A 17,358-nucleotide genomic window follows, 5' to 3' on the forward strand; every position below is an offset into this window, starting at 1 on the left:
AAAAGAAAGAAGCCTCTTCCTGATCTGTCTGAGTCAGCCCAAAAACAGATCAATCACGTTTGCGATCACAAATATGGTTATAAAAAACCCGAATGATGCCACAAAACCGATACCACTGTCTATGGCGTCGTTACGCTTGGACTGGACGTCCTTTTCAAATTCGTTCATCATCGATCCCTCCCATTACAATTACAGTATAATTCACTGTTCACAAAAAATCCACAATTGACGAGCTGAAAAGACGACTTTTTTTTTGTCAGGAAATCGGCTAAACTGTGTGTAGTTGAAAGGGAGTGGACGACGTGTCATACATGAAGCTGGTTCAGGATCTTTCTGCCGGTAAAATGGACCGCGTGTATCTTTTATATGGGACGGAAACCTATCTCATGGAGGATGTGTTGCAACGGATCATTGCCAACAGTTTATCTGAAGAACAGCATGACTTTAATTACAGTAAATTTGATATGAACGAAATGCCTGTTGAGCTTGCAGTAGAAGAGGCTTTCACCTTCCCGTTCATGGGTGGTCAGCGGGTTGTGCTGATCCGCGATCCATGGTTTTTAACAGCACAAAAGGATAAGAGTGATGTGGAACATAATACGGATGCACTGCTGTCCTACATTTCACAAGCACCTGAAGAAACGATCATGATTCTTTTTGCGCCATATGAGAAACTCGATGAACGAAAAAAACTTGTGAAAACCTTGAAAAAAAATGTCCGGGTATACAAAGCCGAACCCATGTCTGAGAAAGAACTGCGTGAATGGATTTCAGCGAGAACGGAAACGGCCGAAGTCCAGTTTGAACAGGAAGCTGTGGATGCTTTTTTGACATTGACAGGTGCCAATTTGATGGTCATGGCATCCGAGCTAAATAAATTGACGCTTTATGCGGCGGACGGCGGTGTGATTACCCGGGAGATTGTTTATGACCTGGTCGCACGCTCCCTTGAGGAAGATATTTTCGCTCTCGTTGAAGCAGCTGTGAATCATCACACGAGTGAAGCACTCAAAATCTACAAAGATTTATTAAAGCAAAAGGAAGCACCTTTAAAAATTTTATCGCTGATGGTCAGACAGTTTCGCATTCTTTATCAGGTGAAAGAACTGAAAGGACAAGGGTACAGTGAAAAAGCAATGGCTGGAAAGTTGAAACTGCATCCTTATGTTGTGAAACTGGCAGGCAGACAATCGTCGAGATTTCAAGCCCGGTATTTGCTGAAGCAAATTGATGAATTGGCTGAGATCGATCACCGGATCAAGACCGGTCAAATCAGTGATGAAATGGCTGTGGAATTGTATCTGTTGAAACCAGGTACGTGAAAACGAAAAAAATGATGCAGCGGATTTATCCTGCTGCATCATTTTATCATTATGCGCTGAGTTCGTTCATTTTCTGCTGAAGTGCAGATTTTTGACGGGCAGCTTTGTTCTTGTGGTAGACACCACGGTTAACTGCTTTATCAATCTTCTTAACAGCAGTAGTGAAGGCTGATTTTGCTCCTTCTACGTCTTTCTTTTCTGCCATCGTGTAGAAAGATTTTACAGCACTGCGCAACTCTGACTTGAATGAAGCGTTTTTTGCCCGGCGCTTTTCGTTTGTCAATACGCGTTTTTTCGACGATTTAATATTTGCCATCGGGATTCACCTCCTCAAAACTCACCGTTGTGTATCATGTTATACGTTTACGGATGTTTTAGCGTGCAACACTATGGATTTTATCAAATGCGAATTTAAAATGCAATAAGATTTTCATTATGCGTTAAGGTGTTATACTTGAAAGGCAGAGGCAACAAGGGCGTTCGACGAAACCATTTTATAAAAGGTTTGAATGAAGATGTTGTTTTTTGCTATAATTAAAGTTAGTGCGAATAAAACGGATGATGGTGAAGACATTGAATATCACCTCTCTTGAAGCCTACTTTGTTTGACTGATAGGAGTGAAAGCAAGTTATGAAACCAGAAGAACGATTGGAACGAAGAGACCGGATTCGGAATTTCTCGATCATCGCCCATATAGATCACGGCAAATCAACCCTTGCTGACCGCATCCTTGAGAAAACCAGCGCTCTTACCCAAAGAGAAATGAAAGACCAGATGCTCGATGCGATGGACCTTGAACGTGAGCGTGGGATAACAATTAAACTGAATGCTGTGCAATTGACATACACGGCGAACGATGGTGTGGAATACATCTTTCATTTAATCGACACCCCGGGACATGTGGATTTTGCATATGAAGTGTCCAGGAGTCTTGCGGCATGTGAAGGGGCATTGCTAATTGTGGATGCAGCTCAGGGCATTGAAGCTCAGACGCTGGCGAATGTTTACCTTGCATTGGACAATGACCTTGAGATTCTGCCGGTGATTAATAAAATTGATCTTCCCAGTGCTGAACCGGAACGGGTGAAAAAAGAGGTGGAAGATGTAATCGGTCTTCCAATGGATGATTGTGTGCTTGCTTCTGCAAAAAATGGCATAGGCATTGATGAGATTCTGGAATCCATCGTAAAGCATGTACCTGCCCCATCAGGTGATCCGGAAGCTCCTCTGAAAGCGATGATTTTCGACTCTCTCTATGACCCCTACAGGGGCGTTATCGTGTATATGCGAGTGATGGAGGGAACCGTCAAGCCTGGAGAAAAGATCAAGATGATGCAGACAAATAAGACGTTTGAGGTTCAGGAGATCGGTGTGTTCACCCCAAAGCCAACGGGAAAAGAAGAACTGACTGTTGGTGATGTCGGATACATGATTGCCTCGATTCGAAATGTGGCGGACTCACGAGTTGGTGATACAGTGACCCATGCTAAAAATCCAACCGCAGAACCGATGAAAGGGTATCGAAAATTAAACCCGATGGTTTTCTGTGGTTTATATCCTTTGGATACAAACCGTTACAATGATCTTCGCGAAGCACTTGAGAAATTGGAGTTAAATGATGCTTCTCTGCAATTTGAGGCGGAATCGTCCCAGGCGCTGGGTTTTGGTTTCCGTTGCGGCTTCCTTGGCTTATTGCATATGGAGATTCTGCAAGAGCGCATTGAGCGGGAGTTTAATATTGATCTGATCACGACAGCACCAAGTGTTATCTACGAAGTGGTCCTCACAGATGGCGAAGAACTTATCATTGATAATCCATCCAACATGCCGGACACGCAGTATATAGATCATGTAAATGAACCCTTTGTGAAAGCGGAGGTCATGGTACCCGACGAATACGTTGGCCCTGTCATGGAGATTTGCCAACGCAAGCGTGGTGAATATCAGGACATGGAATACCTGAATACGAACCGTGTGAATATTATATATAACATCCCATTATCGGAAATCGTTTATGATTTCTTTGATACACTCAAATCCAGCACAAAAGGATATGCTTCGTTCGATTATGAAATGATCGGATACAAAGAAAGTCGTCTAGTGAAAATGGATATCCTTCTCAATGGTGAATCCATCGATGCTCTCTCAGTGATCGTTCACAGAGACTCAGCCTATGAACGAGGAAAAGCCATCGTCGAAAAATTGAAAGAACTGATTCCAAGACAGCAATTTGAAGTTCCGATACAGGCTAGTATCGGCCAAAAAATCATTGCACGTTCCACGATCAAAGCCATGCGAAAAAACGTGCTTGCTAAATGTTACGGCGGGGACATTACCAGAAAGCGTAAGCTTCTTGAAAAGCAAAAAGAAGGGAAGCGTCGTATGAAAAGCGTGGGCAATGTGGAGGTTCCTCAAGAAGCCTTTATGTCAGTGCTCAGTATGAATAAAGATGACTGATGACTGCTTTTCATTCAACTGAATGATCATATCGTAAAGGTCGCAGTGAACATCTGCGGCCTTTTTCTCACACTTCACAGGCATGTTTAAGCCTTCTTAGAAGTAACGTAAAATAAGTGCTATCAGGCTTTCGCAATTGGCTAAGCAAGAAGTCAACTTTTCTTTACTTATATGGCTACCCTGAAAATATGTTTACTTTTTCGGATTGGTGCGAAATCATTCAGCTTGAGCGTCTCTGTTATTGTTTATGTCACTATAAGGTTAACGTACAGGATAAGCTCTTCGGCTTTTTTGAAAATTGCCGTTTGTCAATGAAGTTTATCGAAGAGGAGGAATCATAATGGCATCTGCCATTTATCTGCACATTCCATTTTGTGAACAAATCTGTTACTACTGCGATTTCAATAAATTTTTCCTGAAGAATCAGCCTGTGGACGAATATATCGCAGCACTTCGTCAGGAAATTCAAATGTATGCTGCACAACATCATCCTGAAGAACCGATTACATCCATTTATATAGGCGGAGGAACGCCAACTTCGATTTCGACAGATCAGTTAGCGCAGGTTATCGAAGGCTTGTCAGGTGCATTTCCGTTGTCGCCGGATGCTGAAATTACAGTAGAGGTAAACCCGGGCAGTTGCAGCGATGAAAAGATGGCGATGCTGAAAAAGACGGGTGTAAACCGGCTGAGTATCGGAGTTCAGACCTTTGACCCCGAGCTTTTGAAGGCGATTAATCGCGATCATCATCCAATCGATGCAAAGAAGACGGTGGAACTTGCACGCTCACATGGGATAAACGACCTCTCTGTTGATTTGATGTTCGGTTTACCCAATCAGACCATGGAACAGTGGAACGATACGTTAAAACAGGCATTCGAGTTGCCGGTCACTCACATAAGCGCTTATTCATTAAAAGTCGAACCGAAAACCGTATTTTATCAGTGGGAACGTCAGGGGCGTCTCGACAGACCCACGGAAGATCTTGAAGCAGATATGTACAATCAGCTGGTTTCAGGAGCAGTTAACGCGGGTTTTCAACAGTATGAAATCAGTAATTTTGCCAGAGGGCAATATCAAAGCAGGCACAATCTTGTGTATTGGAATAACCAGGAATATTATGGGTTCGGAGCAGGTGCTCACGGATACTTGAACGGTGAACGATACGCAAATCATGGTCCGCTGCCAAAGTATTTAAAAGCAATGGAATCAAGGGAGCGGCCCACGCTTCACGAGCATCCTGTACCCCTTCATGAACAAAAAGAAGAATTCATGTTTATGGGTCTTCGGAAAATCAGCGGGATATCGCTTGAAGAATACCAGTCGCGCTATGGTGAACAAGTCGCAGAGACTTTTCCAGGAGTGATGGATGAATTGGTCAAAGAAGGATTGCTTGTGATGGATGAGGATTCGGTCCGGCTGAGCAGTGAGGGCAAGCTGCTTGGAAATCAGGTGTTTGAAAAATTTCTGCTCGGGAATTAATCGTGAGTGGTGCTCTGATTGATATTCTTTAAAAAACAAGCTGCAGGCGTTGACAAACTGAATCCTTCTCTGATAACTTATAGTATAGATTTAGCACTCAATAACACCGAGTGCTAACAGGAGGGTTGCGCGATGCTGACAGAGCGTCAATTATTGATATTAAAAGCGATTATCGATGATTATGTGTCAAATGCTGAACCGGTGGGTTCAAGAAGTATTTCAAAACGTGATGAAATCAGCTTCAGTCCAGCGACAATCCGTAATGAAATGTCCGATCTTGAGGAATTAGGATTTCTTGAGAAAACGCACAGTTCATCCGGACGCATCCCGTCACAAAAAGGATACCGGCATTATGTGGATTACCTCTTGAAACCGGGGCAGCTCTCCGAGAATGAAATGCTCAATATTCAGGACGTATTGACAAGCCGATTTTTAGAGCTTGAAGAGGTGGTGCAGCAGTCGGCCAAATTGCTTTCGAATTTGACCAGTTACACCTCCATCGTTCTTGGTCCGGAAGTTTTTGAATCGAAATTAAGACAAATTCAAATTATCCCGATTTCAGAAACACAGGCGGTTGCGATTATCGTGACTGATTCCGGGCATGTTGAGAATCAGACTGTTCACTTTCCTGAACGGGTCAATGCGCAAGACCTTGAAAAAGTGGTCAACATTCTGAATGAGCGCCTTCGTGGCATTCCTTTGTACAGATTGAAAGATGAACTTGCAAAAGAAGTCAAACATGTCTTGAAAAAATATGTTCAAAGTCATGACACGATGCTTCATGTATTTCAGGAAGTGTTTCATCAGCACAACCGAGAAAAGATCTTTTTCAGCGGAAAGACGAATATTCTGAGCCAGCCTGAATTTCATGACGTCGAGAGGGTCAGGAAGATATTAAATATTTTCGAAGAAGATCAGCTCGTCAGTAAACTGTTCAGATCCGAACAGGCAGGACTGTCGATCCGCATAGGTGAAGAAAATCACTTCGCCCCCTTTGACGATTGTACAATCATCACAGCCACATATGAAGCCGGTGGCAAACATCTGGGCACAGTGGGTATACTCGGGCCAACTCGTATGGAATACCCCCGGGTTATCGGCATTCTGGAATACCTGTCAAGAGACCTGTCGAAAAAACTCTCAAATGATTATGACAAATCATGACTACATTGCACGATTTGAAGGAGGTGAAATGGGTGGATAATAAAGAAAACCGAGATACTGTTGAAGAAGTCGAGGAAGTGGACGATGTGGAAATCATTGAACCAGAAGACCCGGCAAGCATTGATGAAGAACCCGTTTCGGAAGAGGCGTCAACTGCTGAAGAGGAAGAAACGGTTTCCCGGCAGGATTATAATCAATTGAAGGATGAACTTGATGATATGAAAAATAAATTACTCCGCACACAAGCAGATTTTGACAATTTCCGTCGCAGAACAAAGATTGAGCAGGAAACGGCAGCCAAATACCGTTCTCAGCGTCTTGCTGAGGAAATGCTTCCTGCAATCGATAACTTTGAAAGAGCGCTTGAGATTCAACCGGAGAACGATGATACCAAAAGCCTGTTGAAGGGTGTGGAAATGGCTTATAACCAGTTGCAGCAAGCTTTGGAGAAAGAGGGAATCACTCCGATTGAAGCTGTGGGACAACCATTTGACCCGAATCTTCATCAAGCCATCATGCAAGTGGAAGAACCGGATTATGAATCCAATATCGTGGTTGAGGAAATGCAACGCGGTTATCAACTGAAAGACCGTGTCATCCGACCATCTATGGTAAAAGTTAACGCATAATCATTAACAATTAGGAGGAATGTAACAATGAGTAAAGTAATTGGTATCGATTTAGGGACAACGAATTCATGTGTAGCTGTGATGGAAGGTGGAGAAGCAACGGTCATTGCAAATGCCGAAGGTTCCAGAACCTCGCCGTCTGTTGTATCATTCAAAGATGGAGAGCGCCAGGTTGGTGAAGTGGCCAAACGACAAATGATCACCAATCCAAATACAGTCTCCTCCATTAAACGTCATATGGGCACAGACTATAAAGTTGAAATGGAAGGGAAGTCTTACACCCCACCTGAAATTTCTGCCATTATCCTTCAAAAACTGAAAGCCGATGCCGAGGCGTATCTTGGTGAAACCGTCACGAAAGCAGTCATTACTGTGCCGGCATATTTTAATGATTCTGAACGTCAGGCAACAAAAGACGCTGGTAAAATTGCCGGACTTGAAGTTGAGCGGATCGTCAACGAGCCGACTGCTGCAGCATTGGCGTATGGCATGGACAAAGAAGATGATCAGACCATTCTTGTCTACGACCTCGGTGGCGGTACGTTTGATGTTTCGATCCTTGAACTTGGGGATGGATTTTTCGAAGTAAAAGCCACATCAGGTGACAACCGCCTTGGCGGGGATGACTTTGACCAGGTCATTATCGACCACCTTGTTGCTGAATTTAAAAAAGAAAACGGCATTGATCTGTCACAAGATAAGATGGCCCTGCAACGACTTAAGGATGCTGCTGAAAAAGCGAAGAAAGATCTGTCCGGGGTTACAAGCACGCAAATCAGTCTGCCGTTTATCACCGCTGATCAGGCTGGACCAAAACACCTAGAATTAACATTGACCCGTGCGAAGTTTGAAGAGCTATCCAATCACCTGGTTGAGAAAACCATGGGACCTCTTCGTCAAGCCATGAAAGATGCAGGTTTGAGCCAAGGTGAAATCGATAAAGTAGTTCTCGTTGGTGGATCAACACGTATTCCTGCAGTTCAGGAAACCATCAAAAAAATCACTGGTAAAGATGCTCATAAAGGGGTTAACCCTGACGAAGTTGTAGCTCTTGGTGCCGCCATTCAAGCAGGTGTCCTGACAGGCGATGTGAAAGACGTTGTGCTGCTTGATGTAACGCCTCTTTCCCTAGGTATCGAAACAATGGGCGGTGTCTTCACGAAACTGATCGAACGTAATACAACGATCCCTACCAGCCAGTCTCAAGTATTCTCAACGGCTGCAGATAATCAACCGTCTGTTGATATTCACGTCCTGCAAGGTGAGCGTGAAATGGCAGCGAATAACAAGACACTAGGCCGGTTCCAATTGACAGACATTCCACCGGCGCCGCGCGGTGTGCCACAAATTGAAGTGAGCTTCGATATTGACGCCAACGGGATTGTCAATGTCCGTGCGAAAGACCTTGGAACAAATAAAGAACAATCCATCACCATTACGTCTTCCTCCGGACTATCTGAAGAAGAAGTAGAACAAATGGTAAAAGAAGCAGAAGAAAATGCTGAAGAAGATAAAAAACGTCGCGAAGAAGTTGATCTGAAAAATGAAGCAGATCAGTTGGTCTTCTCAACAGAAAAAACATTGAAAGACCTCGGCGAAAATGTCGATCCAGAAGATAAAGAAAAAGCTGAAACTGCCAAAGAAAAAGTGAAAACAGCCCTTGAAGGGGAAGATATCGAAGCGATCCGTACGGCAAAGGATGAACTTCAGGAAATTGTAACTGAACTAACCACAAAGCTTTATGAGCAGGCAGCGCAGGCGCAACAGGCAGAGCAAGAAGCGCAAGGGAATGCACAGGATGGAAGTGCTGACGACGATGTAGTTGATGCAGATTATGAAGAAGTCAACGACGAAGAGGACAATAAGAAAGAATAGCAATCAAACAAAAGTCAAAGTCAGGGTCCTCTTGGCTTTGACTTTCTGTTTTGCTGTGAAAGACTGTTGCTGAATATCAGCCTAGCGTGATAGACTAATCGTTATGGATTAAATACGGGAGTGAGATAATTATGAGCAAGCGAGATTTTTATGACGTGCTTGGCGTCGACCAGAATGCTTCGGAACAGGAAATAAAGAAAGCCTACCGCAAGCTTGCCAGAGAGTATCACCCGGATGTGAACAAAGCGGATGATGCGGAAGAAAAATTCAAAGAAGTTAAAGAAGCCTATGATACGTTAAGTGACTCTCAAAAGAGAGCTCATTATGATCAATTCGGACATCAGGATCCGAATCAGGGATTCGGAGGAGCCGGAGGAGCCGGAGATTTCGGAGGATTCGGTGACATCTTTGACATGTTCTTCGGCGGAGGCAGACGAGATCCAAATGCCCCAAGGCAAGGATCAGATCTCCAGTACACAATGAACCTGGATTTCAAAGAAGCTGTGTTTGGAAAAGAGACAGACATTGAAATACCAAAAGAAGAGACCTGTTCTGATTGCAGTGGCTCAGGGACAAAATCCGGAGCGAGCCCTGAGACCTGTTCTGAATGTAAGGGCGCTGGTCAGTTAAATGTGGAACAAAACACACCGTTTGGCCGTGTGGTTAACCGTCGTGTTTGTACCAAATGTCAAGGTACGGGTCAGACTGTTAAAGAAAGTGATAAATGCGCCAAGTGTGGCGGAAAAGGTAAAGTAAAAAAACGTAAAAAGATTCATATTAAAATTCCGGCAGGCGTGGACACCGGTCAACAGATCCGCGTGAGTGGTCAGGGTGAACCAGGTGAGCGCGGGGGGCCCCCAGGAGATCTTTATGTTGTATTTAATGTCAAATCCCATGAGTTTTTCAAACGGGATGGTGATGACATTCACTGTGAAATGCCGATCACCTTCCCACAGGCTGCCCTTGGTGACGAAGTGGAAGTGCCGACTTTAAACGGTAAAGTTAAATTGAAAATTCCAGCCGGTACACAAAACGCCACACATTTCCGCTTAAGAGGCAAAGGGGTTCCGAATGTACATGGCATGGGACAGGGTGATCAGCATGTTCAAATTAAAGTCGTTGTGCCGAAAGTACTCTCTGATAAACAAAAAGATTTGCTTCGGGAGTTTAATGACGAATCTGGAGACGAAATGCCAGACGAGCAATCACAGAATTTTTTTGAAAAAGTAAAGCGAGCTTTAAAGAACTTCAGCTGATCAATGCAATTTTCGATGAATAAGGCAAGGAGGGTGATGAGATGAACTGGTCCGAGATTTGTATTCATACTACGCAAGAAGCTGTGGAACCCGTCAGTCATGTTCTCCATGAATCTGGCGCAAGCGGTGTCGTGATTGAAGACAGGGAAGATCTTTTCAGGGAATGGGAAACTAAATTTGGTGAAATTTATGATTTATCTCCGGATGACTATCCGGAAGAAGGTGTCCTCGTGAAAGGATATCTTCCTGTGAACAGCTTCCTTTCGGAAACGGTGGAGCAAATTAAATTGTCAGTGAATCATCTCTCTCAGTTTAATATTAATCTGGGTCAAAACAAGGTTACGGTCAGTGAAGTAAATGAAGAAGATTGGGCAACTGCTTGGAAGAAATATTACAAGCCGGTAAAGGTGTCCAGACGGATTACGATCACACCGACATGGGAAAACTATCAACCGGTACATGATGAGGAGCTTGTGATTGAACTCGATCCAGGTATGGCATTCGGAACAGGGACACATCCGACAACGGTCATGTGTATACAGCTGCTTGAACAGTGTGTAAAAGAAGGGGACTTGGTAACGGATGTAGGCTGTGGTACAGGGGTACTCAGCATTGCAGCCGCTAAATTAGGTGGGACCCAAATCGACGCATTGGATCTCGATGAAGTAGCAGTGCAATCTGCAACGGTTAACAGTGAATTAAACAAAGTGGATCAGCGGGTGCAGGTTCGAAAAGGGAATCTGCTGGATAATGGCAGATCCGGTCAGGATGTGATTGTTGCCAACATTCTAGCAGAAGTGATTGTCACATTCACAGAAGATGCCTTCCGTCTCACGCGCCCAGGAGGAACCTTTATCGTTTCCGGGATCATCGGTCAGAAACGTGACATGGTCAAAGATGCATTAAAACAAGCAGGATGGCGAATCTTAGAGTCGCTGGAGATGGAAGACTGGGTTGCGATCAGAGCCGAGAAGCCCGTCGGAGGAGCGTGACCCTCATGCAACGATATTTTTTGGCAACAGAGAATTTCAAGGGAGATCTTGTCCGTTTAACAGGCGATGAAGCACATCACATTGCCCGGGTGATGCGGATGGCTGCAGATGATCAAATTATCTGCTGTAATGAATCTGGCAAAAGTGCGATTGTTGAACTTACTCAAGTTGAAAAAGAAGAAGTTTATGGCCGGATCAGACAATGGTTGGATGAAAATAGTGAACTTCCTGTTGAAGTGACGCTTGCCCAGGGTCTGCCCAAAGGTGATAAACTGGAGATGATCATTCAAAAAGCCACGGAGTTAGGTGTAACTGCGATAACACCTGTTGCCATGGCGAGGTCAATTGTTAAACTGGATCCCAAAAAAGCAGCTAAAAAGCAGGAAAGATGGAAAAAAATCGCTAAAGAAGCAGCAGAACAATCGCACCGTCAACGTGTGCCAGAAATCCAATCGGTTCAAACTTTGAAAGAACTCATCAAGCAGGCCGGCCCTTTTGATCTTGTGCTGGCTGCATATGAAGAAGAGGGGAAATCGGGGAATCACGAGGGTTTACCAGAGCTTTTGTCAGGCGTTCAAGAAGGAAGTCGTATTCTGTTTGTCATTGGACCAGAGGGCGGATTTTCATCGGAGGAGATTGTCATGCTCAAAGACGCAGGCATCTTTCCAGTATCTCTGGGACCACGAATTTTAAGAACAGAAACAGCTGGCCTTTATTCTTTGTCTGTCTTGTCCTACCATTTTGAATTATTGAGGTGAATGATATGCCTAAAGTGGCATTCCATACGTTAGGTTGCAAAGTGAATCATTATGAGACGGAAGCGATTTGGCAACTTTTTCAGACTGAAGGGTATGAAAAAGGTGAGTTTGATCAGATTGCTGATGTATATGTGATTAATACTTGCACCGTAACGAATACGGGTGATAAAAAAAGCCGGCAGGTGATCCGTCGCGCAATCCGGAAAAACCCCGATGCCGTCGTATGTGTAACAGGATGTTACGCACAGACATCTCCAGCGGAAATCATGGCAATACCAGGCGTTGATATTGTGGTTGGTACGCAGGACAGGCATAAAATGATTCCGTACATTAAAGAATTTCAGGCTTCCAGAGAACCGATTAATGCAGTAGGTAACATCATGAAAGCCCGGGTATACGAAGAATTGGATGTACCGTCGTTTACTGACAGAACCCGTGCTTCCTTAAAAATCCAGGAGGGCTGTAACAATTTCTGCACATTCTGTATCATTCCATGGGCACGTGGTTTAATGCGTTCACGCCAGCCTGATGAAGTGCTTTCTCAAGCTAAACAGCTTGCAGAAGCAGGATATAAGGAAATTGTCTTAACGGGGATTCATACCGGTGGTTACGGGGAGGATATGAAAGATTATAACCTCGCATCACTGCTCTCAGACCTCGAAAAGATTCAGGGACTTCAGCGTATCCGGATTTCATCCATCGAAGCCAGTCAAATCACCGATGAAGTCATTGCTGTTATCGGTTCGTCAAATAAAGTTGTCAATCATCTGCATATCCCATTGCAATCAGGCTCTGATACAGTCTTAAAACGTATGCGAAGAAAGTATTCGGCTTCTTTCTATCGTGAGCGTGTTGAGCGTTTAAAAGAAGCATTACCGGGACTTGCAGTGACTTCTGATGTCATTGTCGGGTTTCCAGGAGAGACGGATGACGAATTTGATGAGACATTTCGTCTGATCAGGGAGATTGGCTACTCCGAGCTTCATGTTTTTCCTTTTTCAAAACGCACAGGTACTCCTGCAGCAAGAATGGAAGATCAAGTGGCCGATGATGTCAAACATGACCGTGTTCATCGATTAATTACACTGTCCAACCAGCAGGCGAAAGAATATGCGTCCATGCACGAAGGTGAAGTGCTCGAAATGATACCCGAAGAGCAGGATCCATCTGATCCAAATCGACTCATTGGTTTCACGCGTAATTACCTGAAGGTATCTGTAGCTCTTGATCCAAAATGGATAGGTGAAGTGATCGATATTCAATTGCAGCAGGCTGGCTATCCGATCAGTCAAGGACGATTAATTGGATCATCAAACAGCGTAATCGTTTGATAGAATGAGATACGACTAGTAAGAAAGCCGAAAAAGGGTTACTTACAATCAGCAAAAACTGTAAATAGGCGTTGACCTGCCAGCTTAATTCATATATAATCGACAAAGACATGCTCTAAGAGTATGTTGTGATTGGTTGTTCGGAGGGAGGGATACAGAATGGCAGAAACTCGTGTAAAAAAGAACGAGTCGATTGATGCTGCTCTTCGTCGCTTTAAAAAATCGATGTCTAAAGATGGTACTATGCAGGAAGTGAAAAAGCGTAAGCACTATGAAAAGCCGAGCATAAAGCGGAAGAAAAAGTCTGAAGCGGCTCGCAAGCGTAAGTTTTAATGTGAGAGGGTGGCATATCTTTGAACATTCAGGATCGTCTGCAGGAAGATATGAAGCAGGCTATGCGCAATCGGGAGAAAGAGCGGTTGAGTGTCATTCGTTCTGTCAAGGCTGCCTTGCAGAATGAAGCCATTAAAACCGGTAGCGATCTGTCTCTGGATGAGGTTCTGACCGTCCTTAACCGCGAAATGAAGCAGCGTAAAGAATCCCTCCATGAATTTGAACAGGCGAACCGGCAGGATCTGAGCAATAAGATGAAGTATGAAATTGAGATACTGTCGCACTATTTACCAAAACAGCTCACAGAAGAAGAACTGCAAGCGATTGTTGATGAAACAATAACTGAGACAGAGGCTTCTTCGAAAGCGGAAATGGGAAAAGTGATGGGTGCAGTCATGCCGAAAGTCAAAGGTCAGGCGGACGGCACTCAAGTGAAAAAGCTTGTTGAAAAATCTTTATCTTAAAACGGTTATCAACCCCGGTGCATTTGCGCCGGGGTTTTAGTTATTGGTATAAGGCTTCATACTTTCCTCCTGTCAAAAAAATGAGTAAACTGATGATAGAAAGATTGAAACATAATGTAAGCCTTATCCGTAAAGAAGCAGTAAGGTGTTTATTCCCTCATACGGGAGAGATGGAAGGAGGGTTTTTGATGAAACGATTACGATTGGCAATATACATGCTGCTCATTATCAGCGGAATGACTATGTTGTTTTTACCGGCCGACCAGGCAAGCGGGTCCGGAGATGGTGAGATCGTTTACATCGTTCCAGTTGAAAAAGAGGTCGAGAGAGGACTCCAGGCTTTTCTTGAACGTTCAATCCAAACTGCTGAAGAAGAAGGCGCGAGCCACATTATATTCGAAGTGAATACGCCTGGTGGGTTTGTTGATGCAGCGGGTGGTATTGCAACGCTGATACGAAACGCAGAACCGGATACGACGGCTTTTGTTGTTGAACGTGCGTTGTCTGCAGGGGCTTATATTTCCCTGAATGCAGACGAAATCGTCATGGCACCCGGATCCAGCATGGGGTCAGCTTCAGTCATTGACGGTTCTGGAAGTGCTGCAGATGATAAAGCACAATCTGCCTGGCTTGCCAATATGCGGGAAGCTGCAGAACTTAACGACAGAGATCCGATCTATGCCCTGGCAATGGCAGACCGGGAGATTGAAATTCCGGAGCTCGATATCACAGATGAAAATATTCTGACACTGACACCGAGCCAGGCATTGGAAGTCGGCTATGCAGAAGAGGTTCTGTCAACGAGGGAAGAAGTTCTGGAATATATCGGTTATGAGAATGCGGAAATCAGAGAAATGGAAGTCACTTTATCTGAACAGATTGCGCGATTTGTGACAAATCCAATTGTCGTACCTATCCTCCTGAGTATTGGGAGCCTTGGTCTTGTACTTGAACTTTATTCTCCAGGCTTTGGAATCCCGGGTATTATGGGAGCTTCGGCACTGCTGTTATTCTTTTTCGGTCATCTTGTAGCTGGATTTGCAGGACTTGAGACAGTTATTCTATTAGGAATAGGAATTGTATTACTCCTCATCGAAGTCTTTTCCCCGAGTTTCGGAATTCTTGGTTTTCTCGGAATCGGGGCGATTATGGGAAGTCTTGTGCTCAGTTCTTATGATACCAGCATGATGCTGATGTCATTATTGATAGCGATTGTCGTCACAATTGTTGCCTCTGTAATGTTCTTCAAGTATGTTGGCTATAACGGTCCATTAAAACGCGTGGTTCTTCTGGATCAGGCAGGGAACGACCAGGGGTATATCTCTTCAGAGTCAAAAAATGAACATCTGGGTCGTACAGGAACCGCCCTGACAATCCTAAGGCCATCAGGTGTTGCAGAAATCAATGACGAACGACTTGACGTTGTCTCTGAGGGAGGATATATTGAACAGGGAAGAAAAGTAAAAGTGATTTCGGTATCAGGCTCGAGGATTGTTGTCAGAGAATTGAAATCCGATGAAGCTGAGTAAGCGGAACGCTGAATAATTCAATTACAAGGAGGAAAAAAGCATGATTACAGAAGAAATTGCAATATTACTAGGTATTGGTCTTGTTATTGTAGCTCTTGCGGTACTGTTTACATTTGTACCGGTAGCCCTATGGATTTCAGCATGGGCAGCAGGCGTGAAAGTAGGTATTTTCCAACTCGTCGGTATGCGACTGCGTCGCGTTATCCCGCATCGTGTTGTTAATCCGCTGATTAAAGCGGTAAAAGCAGGACTGGATATCAGTACAAACAAGTTAGAAGGTCACTATCTCGCAGGTGGTAACGTAGACCGCGTTGTCAATGCCTTAATTGCGGCACAACGTGCAAATATTGATCTGACATTTGAACGCTGTGCGGCGATCGATCTCGCCGGTCGTGACGTACTGGAAGCGGTTCAAATGAGTGTTAACCCGAAAGTGATTGAAACACCGTTTATTGCTGGTGTTGCCATGGACGGAATTGAGGTAAAAGCAAAAGCAAGAATCACTGTACGTGCAAACATCGACCGCCTGGTTGGTGGTGCTGGTGAAGAGACGATCATCGCCCGAGTAGGTGAAGGGATTGTTTCCACGATCGGTTCTGCAAAGAATCATGCGGAAGTCCTTGAGAATCCAGACATGATTTCCCAAACTGTACTTAAAAAAGGTCTGGATGCCGGAACAGCTTTTGAAATTCTATCGATTGATATTGCAGACATCGATATCGGCAAGAACATTGGTGCCGGTCTTCAGACAGATCAGGCAGAGGCAGACAAGAAAATTGCTCAGGCGAAAGCCGAGGAACGTCGTGCCATGGCTGTTGCTGAAGAACAGGAAATGAGAGCCCGCGTAGAAGAAATGCGAGCGAAGGTTGTCGAAGCAGAGGCCGAAGTTCCAATGGCCATGTCAGAAGCACTCAGAAAAGGGAAGCTTGGCGTTATGGACTATATGAACTACAATAACATCAAAGCAGATACCGATATGCGTGATTCGATTGGCAAAGCAACAAATGATGACGAAGACGGTATTGAACGTAACCCGCACCGTGATCGATAATAAGTCAGTTAATCATGTCTGACAGATGAAGGGAGCGTGTCAGCAATGGCAGGAATCATTACACTTTTGTTCGAAAGCCCTCTTCTGTTATTTTTCCTGATTGCGGCGATCCTGAGTTTCTTTCAAAGCAAGGGTAAGGAGCAGCGAAAGCAAAATGAACGGCAGCCCAAACGGGAAGAAACTGAGGTTGATGAAATTGACTGGCGGGATATTTTCCGCCAAGAGGAAACAACTGAACAAAAGGCTCCGAAGCAAGAGCCTGTTCCACCCCGATATGATGCAGATGACCGAAGAACTGATTCGGAAAAAGCAAAGGATTCTGGAACTCAAATGAGCGATAAATGGCAACAGCAATACCGTGAACTGGAAAAGAAGAAGCGCCAAGCTGCAAAATCTGCTTCGAAAGTTTCGGATTCCCCGATTGAGATGGGGGAAATTGCCAGAACGAAGAAGCCGAAAATTGCACTTGATTTCAGTCAAGTATCCCGAGATGAAGCGGTTAAAGGCGTTATTTGGGCAGAAATTCTCGGAAAGCCCATATCCATGCGTAAAGATAAATCAATTCGACGTTGACATTGTAGCGAAGAGAAAGCTGTCCCCATCTGCAGGGGGGCAGCTTTTCTCTTATACTTCAGGAATGTTTACATCCGTTAAAGGATTAAAGTATACGTGCAACTAAGGCTTGCACCATTGGCATGGCGGGAGGCCAAGTT

17 protein-coding genes are annotated in these 17,358 nt (G+C 44.4%); 15 read left to right on the top strand and 2 right to left on the bottom strand.

The window, feature by feature from the left end; all coding sequences use genetic code 11:
* Nucleotides 1-33: 33 nt before the first annotated feature.
* On the bottom strand, nt 34-168 hold the full coding sequence (locus tag BBEV_RS06005) for a YqzM family protein (protein ID WP_069364644.1): 135 nt from the start codon (nt 166-168) through the stop codon (nt 34-36).
* Nucleotides 169-311: 143 nt separating this feature from the next.
* On the opposite strand from BBEV_RS06005, the gene holA reads away from it, so the two are divergent.
* Nucleotides 312-1,322, top strand: coding sequence for a DNA polymerase III subunit delta (gene holA, locus BBEV_RS06010; protein ID WP_232318305.1), 1,011 nt, complete (start codon nt 312-314; stop codon nt 1,320-1,322).
* Between the two features lie 49 nt (nt 1,323-1,371).
* Here the strand turns inward: holA and rpsT are convergent, their stop codons facing one another.
* Nucleotides 1,372-1,638, bottom strand: a complete 267-nt coding sequence (rpsT, locus tag BBEV_RS06015; protein WP_069364646.1) for a 30S ribosomal protein S20 — start codon at nt 1,636-1,638, stop codon at nt 1,372-1,374.
* A gap of 315 nt (nt 1,639-1,953) precedes the next feature.
* Here rpsT and lepA point away from each other — a divergent pair, with 315 nt between their 5' ends.
* The 14 genes from lepA to BBEV_RS06085 all read left to right on the top strand — a co-directional run bounded on the left by lepA (nt 1,954) and on the right by BBEV_RS06085 (nt 17,218).
* Nucleotides 1,954-3,780, top strand: a complete 1,827-nt coding sequence (gene lepA / locus BBEV_RS06020; protein ID WP_069364647.1) for a translation elongation factor 4 — start codon at nt 1,954-1,956, stop codon at nt 3,778-3,780.
* Between the two features lie 340 nt (nt 3,781-4,120).
* Nucleotides 4,121-5,263 carry a radical SAM family heme chaperone HemW gene (hemW, locus tag BBEV_RS06025; protein ID WP_069364648.1) on the top strand — a complete coding sequence of 381 codons (1,143 nt, stop codon included), beginning with the start codon at nt 4,121-4,123 and terminating at the stop codon, nt 5,261-5,263.
* A gap of 132 nt (nt 5,264-5,395) precedes the next feature.
* Nucleotides 5,396-6,427, top strand: coding sequence for a heat-inducible transcriptional repressor HrcA (gene hrcA, locus BBEV_RS06030; protein WP_069364649.1), 1,032 nt, complete (start codon nt 5,396-5,398; stop codon nt 6,425-6,427).
* A 32-nt stretch (nt 6,428-6,459) separates the two neighbouring features.
* Nucleotides 6,460-7,056: a nucleotide exchange factor GrpE gene (grpE, locus tag BBEV_RS06035; RefSeq protein WP_232318265.1), complete on the top strand. Its 597-nt coding sequence runs from the start codon at nt 6,460-6,462 to the stop codon at nt 7,054-7,056.
* Nucleotides 7,057-7,083: 27 nt separating this feature from the next.
* The gene (dnaK, locus tag BBEV_RS06040; protein ID WP_069364650.1) at nt 7,084-8,931 is read left to right on the top strand and encodes a molecular chaperone DnaK; all 1,848 of its coding nucleotides are present in this window, start codon (nt 7,084-7,086) and stop codon (nt 8,929-8,931) included.
* Between the two features lie 131 nt (nt 8,932-9,062).
* Nucleotides 9,063-10,187 carry a molecular chaperone DnaJ gene (dnaJ, locus tag BBEV_RS06045; RefSeq protein WP_069364651.1) on the top strand — a complete coding sequence of 375 codons (1,125 nt, stop codon included), beginning with the start codon at nt 9,063-9,065 and terminating at the stop codon, nt 10,185-10,187.
* A gap of 41 nt (nt 10,188-10,228) precedes the next feature.
* Nucleotides 10,229-11,179: a 50S ribosomal protein L11 methyltransferase gene (gene prmA, locus BBEV_RS06050; RefSeq protein ID WP_069364652.1), complete on the top strand. Its 951-nt coding sequence runs from the start codon at nt 10,229-10,231 to the stop codon at nt 11,177-11,179.
* A 5-nt stretch (nt 11,180-11,184) separates the two neighbouring features.
* A complete protein-coding gene (locus tag BBEV_RS06055; RefSeq protein WP_069364653.1) occupies nt 11,185-11,937 on the top strand; it encodes a 16S rRNA (uracil(1498)-N(3))-methyltransferase in 753 nt (250 codons plus the stop codon).
* 5 nt (nt 11,938-11,942) lie between these two features.
* Entirely contained in the window at nt 11,943-13,268 is a 1,326-nt protein-coding gene (gene mtaB / locus BBEV_RS06060) for a tRNA (N(6)-L-threonylcarbamoyladenosine(37)-C(2))-methylthiotransferase MtaB (protein ID WP_069364654.1), read from the top strand.
* A gap of 159 nt (nt 13,269-13,427) precedes the next feature.
* Nucleotides 13,428-13,601: a 30S ribosomal protein S21 gene (rpsU, locus tag BBEV_RS06065; protein ID WP_069364655.1), complete on the top strand. Its 174-nt coding sequence runs from the start codon at nt 13,428-13,430 to the stop codon at nt 13,599-13,601.
* Between the two features lie 20 nt (nt 13,602-13,621).
* Nucleotides 13,622-14,065 carry a GatB/YqeY domain-containing protein gene (locus BBEV_RS06070; RefSeq protein WP_069364656.1) on the top strand — a complete coding sequence of 148 codons (444 nt, stop codon included), beginning with the start codon at nt 13,622-13,624 and terminating at the stop codon, nt 14,063-14,065.
* 188 nt (nt 14,066-14,253) lie between these two features.
* Nucleotides 14,254-15,594, top strand: coding sequence for an NfeD family protein (locus BBEV_RS06075; protein ID WP_069364657.1), 1,341 nt, complete (start codon nt 14,254-14,256; stop codon nt 15,592-15,594).
* A gap of 40 nt (nt 15,595-15,634) precedes the next feature.
* The gene (gene floA, locus BBEV_RS06080; protein ID WP_069364658.1) at nt 15,635-16,645 is read left to right on the top strand and encodes a flotillin-like protein FloA; all 1,011 of its coding nucleotides are present in this window, start codon (nt 15,635-15,637) and stop codon (nt 16,643-16,645) included.
* A 45-nt stretch (nt 16,646-16,690) separates the two neighbouring features.
* Nucleotides 16,691-17,218, top strand: a complete 528-nt coding sequence (locus tag BBEV_RS06085) for a YqfB family membrane protein (protein ID WP_069364659.1) — start codon at nt 16,691-16,693, stop codon at nt 17,216-17,218.
* Nucleotides 17,219-17,358 lie beyond the last annotated feature (140 nt).

The organism is Salisediminibacterium beveridgei (genome assembly GCF_001721685.1).
GTDB lineage: Bacteria > Bacillota > Bacilli > Bacillales > Salisediminibacteriaceae > Salisediminibacterium > Salisediminibacterium beveridgei.